We start from the raw sequence: 11,089 nt of genomic DNA, 5'->3' as shown, positions 1-11,089 counted from the left end.
CGCGGCCCTGCCGCTGTTCGAGCGGCTCGAGCGGCGGATCGTCGACGGCGAGCGCAACGGGCTCGAGGCGGATCTGGACGAGGCGATGCAGACGACGCCGCCGCTGGCGATCATCAATGACACGCTGCTGTCGGGGATGAAGACGGTCGGGGAGCTGTTCGGCTCGGGGCAGATGCAGCTGCCGTTCGTGCTGCAGTCCGCCGAGGTGATGAAGGCGGCGGTGGCGTACCTCGAGCCGCACATGGAGTCCACCGGCGACGAGGGCAAGGGCCGGATCGTGCTGGCCACCGTCAAGGGCGACGTGCACGACATCGGCAAGAACCTCGTCGACATCATCTTGAGCAACAACGGCTACGAGGTGGTCAACCTCGGCATCAAACAGCCGATCGCGACGATCCTGGACGCGGCCGTGGACAAGAACGCCGACGTGATCGGCATGTCCGGGCTGTTGGTGAAGTCGACCGTGGTGATGAAGGAGAACCTCGAGGAGCTCAATCACCGCGGGGTGGCGCAGCGGTTCCCGGTGCTGCTCGGCGGTGCCGCGCTGACCCGCTCGTACGTCGAGAACGACCTGGCCGAGATCTACGACGGTGAGGTGTCCTACGCGCGCGATGCGTTCGAGGGGCTGCATCTGATGGACCGGGTCATGGCCGTCAAGCGCGGCGAGGGCCCGGCGCCGGACAGCCCGGAGGCGGTCGCGGCGAAGGAGAAGGCCGCCGAGCGCAAGGCGCGGCACGAGCGGTCCAAGCGGATCGCGGAGAAGCGCAAGGCCGCCGAGACGCCGGTGGAGGTGCCGGAACGCTCCGATGTGGCCGCCGACCTCGAGGTGCCCACCCCGCCGTTCTGGGGCACCCGGGTGGTCAAGGGGGTGGCGCTGGCCGACTACGCGGGCCTGATCGACGAGCGGGCGCTGTTCCTGGGACAGTGGGGGCTGCGCGGGCAGCGCACCGGGGACGGGCCGACGTACGAGGAGCTGGTGGAGAGCGAGGGCCGGCCGCGGCTGCGGTACTGGCTCGACCGGTTGTCCACCGAGGGGATCCTGGCGCACGCCGCCGTGGTGTACGGGTACTTCCCGGCGGTGTCGGAAGGCGACGACGTGGTGGTGCTGGCCGAGCCGCATCCGGACGCCGCCGAGCGGTACCGGTTCACCTATCCGCGGCAGCAGCGCGGCCGGTTCCTGTGCATCGCCGACTTCGTGCGGTCGCGGGCGGACGCGCGGGCGAAGGGGCAGGTGGACGTGCTGCCGTTCCAGCTGGTGACGATGGGGCAGCCGATCGCGGACTTCGCGAACGAGTTGTTCGCGGCGAACTCCTACCGGGACTACCTGGAGGTGCACGGCATCGGCGTGCAGCTGACCGAGGCGCTGGCCGAGTACTGGCACCGGCGGGTCCGGGAGGAGCTGGTGCTCGCCGGCGGTCACAACCTGGCCGAGGAGGATCCGGCGGACGTGGCCGAGTTCTTCAAGCTGGGCTACCGCGGGGCGCGGTTCGCGTTCGGGTACGGGGCGTGCCCGAACCTCGAGGACCGCATCAAGCTGGTCGAGTTGCTCGAGCCGGACCGGATCGGGGTGGAGCTGTCGGAGGAGCTGCAGCTGCATCCGGAACAGTCCACCGACGCGTTCGTCCTGCATCACCCGGAGGCGAAGTACTTCAATGTCTAGCGCGGTGGCCACGTCGACGCTGCGAGCGGTCCTGTGGGACATGGACGGCACGCTGCTCGAGTCGGAAACGTTGTGGGACATCGGGATGCGGGAGTTGTCGCTGCGCCTGGGCGCGCCCATGACGGACGAGACACGGCGGGCGACGATCGGGGCGTCGAGCGCGTTCGCGTTGCGGACGGTGTTCGAGTCGCTCGATCTCGTCCCGGACCCCGACGCCCTGGCCGCCGCGAAGGCGTGGCTGTACGGGCGCATGGGGGAGCTGTTCGCGCAGGGCCTGCCGTGGCGGCCCGGGGCGCGCCGGACGCTGGGGGCGGTGCGCGCCGCCGGGCTCGGGTCCGCGCTGGTGACCAACACCGACCGGGCGTTGTGCGAGTTCGCCCTGGACACGTTGGGGCGCGAGCACTTCGACCATTCGGTGTGCGGCGACGAGGTGCCGGCCGGCAAGCCGGACCCGGCGCCGTACCTGCGGGCGGCACAGCTGCTCGGTCTCGATCCGGTGCACTGTCTGGCGGTGGAGGACTCGCCCACCGGGGCGGCGGCCGCGGAGGCCGCGGGCTGCACGGTGCTGGTGGTGCCGTCGTTGACGGAGGTGCCCGGCTCGCCGCGACGGGTGTTCCGGGAGAGTCTGGACGGGCTGACCGTCGCGGACCTGCACGCGCTGCACCTGCCCGGAGCGTACTGAGGTGGCGATCCCGAAGATCGTGTTGTTCTACCGGTTCACCCCGCTGGCCGATCCGGAGGCGATCCGGTTGTGGCAGCACACCCTGGCGGCGTCGAACGGGCTCACCGGCCGCATCCTCATCTCCGAGCACGGCATCAACGCCACCGTCGGCGGCGACATCGCCGCCGTGAAGCGGTACGTGCGCGGCACCCGCGCGTACGCGCCGTTCGCCGACGCCGACATCAAATGGTCGGACGGGACCGGGCGGGACTTTCCGCGCCTGTCGGTGCGGGTGCGGCCGGAGATCGTGACGTTCGGGGCGCCGCACGAGGTGAAGGTCGACGAGCACGGGGTGGTCGGCGGTGGTGTGCCGCTGTCGCCGCACGGGCTGCACGAGTTGATCGGCGAGCGCGGCGACGAGGTGGTGTTCTTCGACGGACGCAACGCGTTCGAGGCGCAGATCGGCCGGTTCCGTGGGGCGGTGGTGCCGGACGTGGCGACCACGCGCGAGTTCGTGTCGGTGCTCGACAGCGGCCGCTACGACCATCTCAAGTCGCGGCCGGTGGTGACCTACTGCACGGGCGGGGTGCGCTGCGAGGTGCTGTCCGCGTTGATGCGCAACCGCGGGTTCGAGCAGGTGTATCAGCTCGACGGCGGCATCGTCCGCTACGGCGAGACGTTCGGCGACGACGGGCTGTGGGAGGGTTCGCTGTACGTCTTCGACGGCCGGATGAACGTCGAGTTCTCGGACGCGGCGGCGGTGCTGGGGCGGTGCGCGGTGTGCGGGGCCCCGACCTCGCGCTACCGCAACCACCCGGACATCAACGGCCGGGAGCTGAGCCTGGTGTGCGAGGCGTGCGTGCCGGACCCGGCCGGGCCTTGACCGTGGCCGCGCCGCCGCTGCCGGTGCGCGACGGTCTCGGCCCCGATCGGCTGCGGCTGCCGGTGACCGATCCGGCCCGCACGATCCTGGGGTTCCTGCACCGCGCCGAACCCGGTGAGGACTGGCAGCGCCACGTCGCGGCCGGGGAACTCGTCGACGAGCACGGCCGGCCGGTGACCGAGGACACCGGCTACCAGCCGGGCCGGTTCGTGTACTTCTACCGCGAGCCGCCGCCGGAGGTGCCGGTGCCGTTCCCGGTGACCGTCCTGCACCGCGACGAGGGGCTGGTCGTCGTGGACAAGCCGCACTTCCTGGCGACGATCCCGCGGGGCGCGCACATCCGGGAGACGGTGGTGGTACGGCTGCGCCGCGAACTCGGTCTGCCGGAGCTGGTGCCGGTGCACCGTCTGGACCGGATGACGGCGGGCGTGCTGCTGTGCACCGTCGACCCGGCGTTGCGGGGGCTGTACCAGCAGCTGTTCGAACGGCAGCGGGTGCGCAAGGTGTACGAGGCGATCGCCCCCTACCGGCCCGGACTCGAGTTCCCCCGCACGGTGCGCAGCCGCATCCGGAAGCGGCACGGTGAGCTCACGGCGGTGGAGGAGCCCGGCGAGGCCAACTCCGAGACGTGGATCGAGTTGGTGGAGCGGCGCGGCGCGCTGGCCCGGTACCGGCTCCATCCCCGGACCGGGCGCACCCACCAGCTGCGGCTGCACCTGAACTCGCTGGGCGCGCCGATCGTGGGGGACAACTTCTATCCGCGGCTGCGGCGCCGCGCGCCGGACGACTTCTCCGATCCGTTGCGCCTGCTGGCGCGGACCGTCGAGTTCGACGATCCGCGCACCGGGCGGCGGCGCCGGTTCGACAGCGGCCTCACCCTCGGGTTCTGACGGTCCGGCGGGGGACACTGGGTGCGGGAGCGTGCCGCGGTCATGAAACAATGAACCCCCGTGAAGACCTTCGATTCCCTGTTCGCCGAGCTGTCCGAGCGTGCCGTCACCCGTCCCGAGGGGTCCGGCACCGTCGCCGCCCTCGACGCCGGGGTCCATGCCCAGGGCAAGAAGGTGATCGAGGAGGCCGGCGAGGTGTGGATCGCCGCCGAGTACCAGAGCGACGAACAGCTGGCGGAGGAGATTTCGCAGTTGCTGTACTGGGTGCAGGTGCTGATGGTCGGCCGGGGACTGAAGCTCGAGGACGTCTACAAGCACCTGTGACGGCGCGCCGCCGGGCCGTGGCCCGTGGCCGGCCGTCGTGCCCGCGAGACCTCCCGCACGTTTTCCCGCCCCTTGCTGTTCGCACCGTTGCCGAAAGGACCGTCCATGCTGCGCGTCGCAGTTCCGAACAAGGGCTCGCTGTCCGAGTCCGCCGCCGAGATCCTGCGTGAGGCCGGATACCGGCGCCGCACCGACTCGCGCGATCTGACCGTCATCGACCCGGTCAACGACGTCGAGTTCTTCTTCCTGCGCCCGAAGGACATCGCCATCTACGTCGGGTCCGGCGAGCTCGATCTGGGGATCACCGGCCGCGATCTGGCGTTGGATTCGGCGGCGCCGGTCACCGAGCGTCTCGCGCTGGGTTTCGGGTACTCCACGTTCCGGTACGCCGCGCCCAGGGGCCGGGACTGGAAGGTCGAGGATCTGGCCGGTCTGCGGATCGCCACCTCGTATCCGAATCTGGTGCGGCGGGACCTGGCGGCGCGGGGGATCGAGGCGACGGTGATCCGTCTCGACGGTGCGGTGGAGATCTCCATTCAGCTCGGCGTCGCCGACGCGATTGCCGATGTCGTCGGCTCGGGCCGGACGCTGCGCCAGCACGATCTGGTGGCGTTCGGGGAGTCGCTGTGCGACTCGGAGGGTGTGCTGATCGAACAGGAGGGCGCGAGCCGCGGGGATTCGGCGCGCAATCAGCTCGTCGCCCGCATCGAGGGCGTGGTGTTCGCGCAGCAGTACGTGATGCTCGACTACGACTGCCCCAAGCCGGTGCTCGACGAGGCCGTGCAGATCACGCCGGGGCTGGAGTCACCGACGATCTCCCCGCTGGCCGACGATTCGTCGGTGGCGGTGCGGGCGATGGTGCCGCGCAAGGGTCACAACGCGGTGATGGATCGGCTCGCCGGGATCGGGGCGCGGGCGATCCTGGCCACGGACATCCGGTCGTGCCGCGCGATGCGCGGCGTCGAGTAGCCGCGGCCGAGCGCCCGGCGCGTCAGCGCCCGGGGCAGGTGCCGGGGGCGGCGGTGCCGGCGAGACGCTGTTCGGTCCAGGTGAGCAGGTCGGGTACGAGCGGGGAGTCCTCGGCGACGAGCCCGAGGTGGTCCCGGCCGGGATAGGTGCGGTAGTCCAGGGCCCAGTTCTCGGCGCAGCGGTCGCGCACGTAGCCGTCCTGCACGGCGGCGGTGACGAGGGAATCGGTGGCGCCCTGCGCGAGCAGGACGGGCACGGCCATCGTGCCGGTGGGGACGTTCTCCGCGAGGCGGCGGCCGAGGGGTCCGGTAGTGGGGTCGGTGCGCAGCACGGATCGGTCGCGACTGAGCGAGAGTGCCGACAGGACCGAGACGTAGACGGCGGGTTCGGACAGGCACCTCGTCGCCATCTCGCGCACGAGGGTGCGGGCGGCGGGCCCGACGTAGGTGTCGCCGTCGACGTCGTCGTAGACCGCGGTGTAGGCGGCGAGGACGTACGAGGCGAACACGCCGCCGCCGGGAACGGTGTCGAGTCCGGTGGTCAGCGCGACGGTGTCGCTGGCGGGGGCCATCACGGCGATCCCGGCGACGGGTGTGTCCGGGGCGTAGGTGGGGGCGAGCAGCCCCGCCCACAGGGCCGCGTGCCCGCCCTGCGAGTGCCCCCACACGACGGTGCGGTCGGCGAGGTCGAGGTGGTCGAGCCGGTGGGCTGCGCGCACAGCGTCGAGCACCGAGCGTCCTTCGCCCTGCCCGATCAGGTACGGGTGCGGGCCTGCGGTGCCCAGGCCGACGTAGTCGGTGGCCACCAGAGCCCAGCCGCGGTCGAGGAGCGCGGACTCGGCGGGCAGGGCGCCGGCGCCGAGCGGGTCGTCGAGGAGGGTGGGCGCGCAGGGTTCGGCGAAACCGGTGGTCCCGTGGGCCCAGGCGATCACCGGTCGAGGTCCGGGCGGGGCGTTCTTCGCGACCACGACCAGGGCGCTGGCCACGGCGGGCTGGTTGTCGTCGCGGGTGGTGGTGTAGAGGATGCGCCAGGCCTCGGCGCCGTCGGGGACGGCGCGGGTGAACGGTTCGGCGCGCAGCAGCGCGCCGGGATGATCGGGCATCCGGTGCGGTGCGGTGTAGAACGCGTCGACGACGGGGGAGCCGGCGCGCAGGCGGACCGCGACGCCGGCTGCGGCGACGGCCACGAGCAGCGCGAGAACCGCCACGGCCGGTCGCCGGTACCGGGCCGGGGTGCGGCGGGGCGCCGTCGGGGTGGGGCCGGGGGTGCGGTCGTCGAGGGCGGCGAGTCCGTCGCCGATGCGGGTGAGGCCGAAGAACACGGTGCGGATGCCGAACAGGAAGGCGACGACGAGGACCGTGACGTCGGGCCAGCGCCAGGCGAGGACACCGAACACGATGTCGGCGAGGCCGAGGACTGCGGTGGTGAGTCGCTCGTCGAGGTCGCCGCGGGCGGCGCGGGCCAGACGCAGGGCGCCGCCGACGACGAGGGCGAGCGCGACGGCGGGGGCGAGCAGATCCAGGGCCCGGCCGAGCCAAGCGAGGACGACGATGCCGAACCCGATCCAGGCGAGGGCAGTGGCGATGGCCGCCGCACCGGCGTGGGAGCGGTGCGCGGCGAGCAGGTCGGCGGCGCCGGCCGTGATCGCGGCCAGGCCGATCAGCAGGCCCAGCGCGGACAGTGAGGTCAGCGGTCTCGTCGTGAGCAGCAGGCCGAGCAGCAGACAGACGAGTCCGAGGAGCACGGACGTCCACCACGGTGCCGTGCGCAGCGCGGCGGTGGCGGCGCGGGCTCGGCGGTGGGGACCGGTCGCGGGCATGTCGTCCTCCCCTGGCGCCGACCGAAATGTCCGGTCGAGTGTGGCACGGTCCGCGGGCGTCCGCCCGGTGATCGGTGGTCGGTGCCCGCGGCGAGGTCAGCGGGGGCGGACCTGCACGGTCTGCGCGATCCGTCCGACGGCGCCGTCCTCGTCGTACAGCACGCCGGCGGTCATGCCCACCCCGTCCGGGCCGGTGGAGGTCTCGGCGCTGATGCCGATCCATTCGCCGGTCGGTTCCCGGAACAGGTGCACCGTCAGGTCGGTGTTGAGGAATGTCCACTCGGCGGGGTCGAGCTTGGAGCCGACACCGTTGGCGACGTCGGCGACGGTGAACAGCCGCTCCACGGGGGTGGGGGCTTCGCCCTCGACGAGTGCGACGTCGGTGCGCAGCCACGCTGCCGACGGCCCGGGCGCCCCGATGGGGGTGATGGTGCGCCAGTCCAGGGTGCGCACGAACCCGGTCTGCCAGAAGTCGGCGTCGGGGTGTTCGACGGTGCCGCGAGCGGGTGGCGGCAGCGGCGCGTCGGCGGTGTGAGCGACCTCGGGCAGTTCGGTGGTCTGCATGCGCCAGGCGGTGCCGCGGGCCACGGCGCGGGCGGTGCCGTCGGGGCCGGCGGCCCACAGCTCGGCGACGACGAGTTCGACCTTGCGGCCGGGGCGGTCGATGCGGGTGCGGACCTCGATCTCGGTCAGCGGCACCGGGCCGAGCAGTTCGACGCAGATGCGGGTCAGTCGGGCGTCGGGTCGTCGGCCGTGGCGGTCGAGGGCGCGGGCCAGCAGCGCGGACGGCGGGGCGCCGTGCTGCATCGTCGGTGCCCACGTGCTGACGGTGTGCGCGGTGGGCTGGAAGCGTTCGACGTCGGCGCTGGGGTTGCTCCCGTCGATCGGCACGAAGTACGCCGCGTCGCTCACTCGTTCGTCTCCTCCTCGGTGCGGTCCGCACCGGCGTGTTCGTCCGGGCGGTCCGGATAGGGCGGGGCGGTGCCGCCGAATGCCGGGCACCGCACCCGATGATCGCACCACCGGCACAGCGGTCCCGGGTTGGGCCGGAAGTCCCGTGCGTCGGTCGCGGTGCGCACGGCCGCCCAGAGGGCGCGCAGGGTGGTCTCGAAGCGGCGCAGCTCGTCCTGGTCGGGGGTGTAGTCGAGCACCTGTCCGTCCGCGAGGTACAGCAGTCGCAGCCGCGCCGGCACCACGCCGCGGGTGCGCAGCATCACCAGGGCGTAGAACTTCAGTTGGAACAGTGCCGCCGCCTCGCCGTCGGGCCGGGGGGAGCGGCCGGTCTTGTAGTCGACCACGCGCAGCAGGCCCTGCGGGGAGATGTCGAGCCGGTCGACGAAGCCGCGCAGCCGCGGCCCGTCGTCCAGGTCGGTCTCCACCCGCAGCTCGCACTCCTCGGGGGTGAACGCGGTGGGGTCCTCGAGGGTGAAGTAGCGGGCGAGCAGGGCACGGGCCTCGGCGAGGAACCGGTCGCGCTGGTCCTCGCCGATCACCTCGGCGAGGGCGGGTTCGTGCTCGACGAGCCGCCGCCAGGCCGGTGCCACCAGCTCGGCGGCCGGGGCGGGCAGCCGGTCGGCGGCGGGCAGGGTGAACAACGCTTCGAGGGCTGCGTGGACGAGACTGCCGCGCAGCTGGGCTCGCGACGGGACCTCCGGGATGCGGTCGATCGCCCGGAACCGGTAGAGCAGGGGGCAGCGTTTGAAGTCGGCGGCACGGGACGGCGACAGCGCCGGTGGTCGCGGTGCCGCGGGCCGGTCGTCGGTGGGGGGCGTGGTCGCGGCCGGGTTCACACCTGGCAGGGTATGGCCCGGGACCGACACGGTGTCGGTACCGGTGGAGCGGACGAAGGTGGATACGGCGATGGCAGCAGGTGGACTCGGGCGCAGCGGACCGTTCGAGGTCGGTGACCGGGTGCAGCTCACCGACGCCAAGGGCCGCAAGTACACGGTGGTGCTCGAGGCGGGCAAGGAGTTCCACACCCACCGGGGCGGGATCCTGCACGACGCGCTGCTCGGCGCGGACGAGGGCAGCGTCGTCACCTCCACGAACGGCACCCCGTATCTGGCGTTGCGGCCGCTGCTGACGGACTACGTGCTGTCCATGCCGCGTGGGGCGCAGGTGATCTACCCGAAGGACGCCGCGCAGATCGTGCACGAGGGTGATGTGTTCCCCGGCGCCCGGGTACTCGAGGCCGGTGCCGGTTCGGGTGCGCTGACCTGTTCGCTGCTGCGGGCGGTGGGACCGACCGGCCGGGTGGTGTCCTACGAGGTGCGCGAGGATCACGCCGAGCACGCGGTGCGCAACGTCGAGACCTTCTTCGGGCAGCGTCCCGGGAACTGGGATCTGACGGTGGGGGACGTCGCGGACTACGACCTGGACCGGCACGGTCCGGTCGACCGGGTGGTGCTGGACATGCTGGCCCCGTGGGATGCCCTGCCGACGGCGGCGAAGGCGCTGGTGCCCGGTGGGGTGCTGATCGTGTACGTGGCGACGGTGACTCAGCTGTCGAAGGTGGTCGAGGCGCTGCGGGAGCAGACCTGCTGGACGGAACCGCGGTCGTGGGAGTCGATGGTGCGCGGCTGGCACGTGGTGGGTCTGGCGGTGCGGCCGGAGCACCGGATGCAGGGGCACACCGCGTTCCTGGTCAGCGCCCGCCGTCTCGCCGAGGGCACCGTCACGCCGAAGCCGCAGCGCCGGCCGAGCAAGGGCTGATCCGGCCGGGGGCCGAGCGCTCGGTCACCGGCAGGTCAGGGACCCCATCGCCAGGACCTGGCAGGTGCTCTCGTCCGCCAGGTGCCAGGTTCCGTCCTCCCGCTCGAACGTCATCGGCATCGGGGCGCCGCCGTGCGGGCCGGTGACCTGCACGGTCGCCGTGACCGTGTCGCCGTCGACGGACTCGACGGTGTCGACGTCGGCGGTGAGCGGGTAGCCGGCGAGCACCCCGTTGAACTGTTCGAGCAGCGCGGCCCGCGCCGCGCCGTTCTCGACGATCACGGTCTTGTCGGCCGCCGGCACCGCCGGGTCGAAGAACGTCGCCAGCACGGCGTCGAGTTCGGCCGCGGACGCGGCGGACGGGGCGGCGGTGGACGGGGCGGCGGTGGACTGGACGGCGGTGGACGACCCGCCGGCACCGGTGGAGTCGCCGGTGGCGCAGGCCGGCAGCGCGGTCAGTGCGGTGGCGGCGACGGCGGCAGCTGCCCACCTGGTGCGAGTGGTCACGGAAGTCCTTTCGACCCGGCTGCGAGAAAGGCAAGGCTAACATCGGTCGTGGGGTCCCGGGTCGCCGCCGTGAGGAATCCGACACGCATTCGCAGCATGCCGATTTCGCGTCGCACCACACAGTCGGCCGTCTGCCGGTAGCGTGGAATGACCGATAGTGGAGGGAGTCGCACATGAGCTCGACAGAGAACCCGGATTCGGTTGCGGCGGCACAAGAACTCGAAGCGCTGCGCGCCGAGGCGACCGCCCTGCGGCGGCGGCTCGTCGAACCGTCCGAACAGGTCCGTGACCTCGAGGCCCGGATCGACTCCCTGACCGTGCGCAACGGCAAGCTGATGGACACCCTCAAAGAGGCCCGCCAGCAGCTGATCACCCTGCGCGAGGAAGTCGACCGGCTCGGTCAGCCCCCCAGCGGTTACGGGGTGCTGCTCGGCATCTACGACGACCAGACCGTGGACGTGTTCACCTCCGGCCGCAAGATGCGGGTCACCGTGTCCCCGAACCTCGAACCCGAGTCGTTCGTCTCCGGACAGACGGTCCGGTTGAACGAGGCGCTGACCGTCGTCGAAGCCGGCGGCTTCGAGCGGGTCGGGGAGATCACCACCTTGCGCGAGGTCCTCGACGACGGCACCCGCGCCCTCGTGGTCGGACACGCCGACGAGGA

11 protein-coding genes and 1 pseudogene are annotated in these 11,089 nt (G+C 72.2%); 8 read left to right on the top strand and 4 right to left on the bottom strand.

Annotated features, from left to right (window positions below):
- From OEY_RS0124945 to hisG, 6 genes are all read left to right on the top strand, one after another.
- Positions 1-1,660, top strand: a 1,660-nt coding sequence (locus OEY_RS0124945; protein ID WP_010596466.1) for a vitamin B12 dependent-methionine synthase activation domain-containing protein, incomplete at its 5' end; no start/stop codon positions are given.
- Complete coding sequence (locus OEY_RS0124940; RefSeq protein WP_029540222.1) at positions 1,653-2,342, top strand: HAD family hydrolase; 690 nt, start codon at positions 1,653-1,655, stop codon at positions 2,340-2,342. The genes OEY_RS0124945 and OEY_RS0124940, both read left to right, overlap by 8 nt.
- Before the next feature lies 1 nt (position 2,343).
- Entirely contained in the window at positions 2,344-3,204 is an 861-nt protein-coding gene (trhO, locus tag OEY_RS0124935; protein ID WP_010596464.1) for an oxygen-dependent tRNA uridine(34) hydroxylase TrhO, read from the top strand.
- A gap of 2 nt (positions 3,205-3,206) precedes the next feature.
- On the top strand, positions 3,207-4,094 hold the full coding sequence (locus tag OEY_RS0124930; RefSeq protein WP_026138018.1) for a pseudouridine synthase: 888 nt from the start codon (positions 3,207-3,209) through the stop codon (positions 4,092-4,094).
- 60 nt (positions 4,095-4,154) lie between these two features.
- Complete coding sequence (locus tag OEY_RS0124925; RefSeq protein WP_003937712.1) at positions 4,155-4,418, top strand: phosphoribosyl-ATP diphosphatase; 264 nt, start codon at positions 4,155-4,157, stop codon at positions 4,416-4,418.
- 105 nt (positions 4,419-4,523) lie between these two features.
- On the top strand, positions 4,524-5,387 hold the full coding sequence (hisG, locus tag OEY_RS0124920; protein WP_010596462.1) for an ATP phosphoribosyltransferase: 864 nt from the start codon (positions 4,524-4,526) through the stop codon (positions 5,385-5,387).
- A 22-nt stretch (positions 5,388-5,409) separates the two neighbouring features.
- Here the strand turns inward: hisG and OEY_RS0124915 are convergent, their stop codons facing one another.
- From OEY_RS0124915 to OEY_RS0124905, 3 genes are all read right to left on the bottom strand, one after another.
- On the bottom strand, positions 5,410-7,206 hold the full coding sequence (locus tag OEY_RS0124915; protein ID WP_010596461.1) for an alpha/beta fold hydrolase: 1,797 nt from the start codon (positions 7,204-7,206) through the stop codon (positions 5,410-5,412).
- 96 nt (positions 7,207-7,302) lie between these two features.
- Positions 7,303-8,118, bottom strand: a complete 816-nt coding sequence (locus OEY_RS0124910; RefSeq protein ID WP_010596460.1) for a thioesterase family protein — start codon at positions 8,116-8,118, stop codon at positions 7,303-7,305.
- Positions 8,115-8,996: a RecB family exonuclease gene (locus OEY_RS0124905; protein ID WP_010596459.1), complete on the bottom strand. Its 882-nt coding sequence runs from the start codon at positions 8,994-8,996 to the stop codon at positions 8,115-8,117. The genes OEY_RS0124910 and OEY_RS0124905 overlap by 4 nt, the downstream gene beginning before the upstream one ends.
- Positions 8,997-9,066: 70 nt before the next feature.
- Between OEY_RS0124905 and OEY_RS0124900 the strand changes: the two genes are divergently transcribed.
- Positions 9,067-9,918: a tRNA (adenine-N1)-methyltransferase gene (locus OEY_RS0124900; protein ID WP_010596458.1), complete on the top strand. Its 852-nt coding sequence runs from the start codon at positions 9,067-9,069 to the stop codon at positions 9,916-9,918.
- 24 nt (positions 9,919-9,942) lie between these two features.
- Here OEY_RS0124900 and OEY_RS0124895 read toward each other — a convergent pair whose 3' ends face one another.
- Positions 9,943-10,425, bottom strand: a complete 483-nt coding sequence (locus OEY_RS0124895) for a hypothetical protein (RefSeq protein WP_010596457.1) — start codon at positions 10,423-10,425, stop codon at positions 9,943-9,945.
- Between the two features lie 173 nt (positions 10,426-10,598).
- Between OEY_RS0124895 and OEY_RS29110 the strand changes: the two are divergent.
- Positions 10,599-11,089: pseudogene (locus OEY_RS29110) on the top strand (proteasome ATPase); the annotation flags it as partial.

Source organism: Rhodococcus sp. P14 (assembly GCF_000256505.1).
GTDB classification, from domain to species: Bacteria; Actinomycetota; Actinomycetes; order Mycobacteriales; family Mycobacteriaceae; genus Rhodococcus; species Rhodococcus ruber.
The sequence above is the reverse complement of the archived record's forward strand: the minus strand, read 5'-3'. Positions and strand labels throughout refer to the sequence as shown.

Coding starts and splice junctions, on each gene's coding strand:
- OEY_RS0124900 (WP_010596458.1), top strand. CDS start 9,067: ATGGCAGCAGGTGGACTCGGGCGCAGCGGACCGTTCGAGGTCGGTGAC.
- OEY_RS0124915 (WP_010596461.1), bottom strand. CDS start 7,206: ATGCCCGCGACCGGTCCCCACCGCCGAGCCCGCGCCGCCACCGCCGCG.
- OEY_RS0124940 (WP_029540222.1), top strand. CDS start 1,653: ATGTCTAGCGCGGTGGCCACGTCGACGCTGCGAGCGGTCCTGTGGGAC.
- hisG (WP_010596462.1), top strand. CDS start 4,524: ATGCTGCGCGTCGCAGTTCCGAACAAGGGCTCGCTGTCCGAGTCCGCC.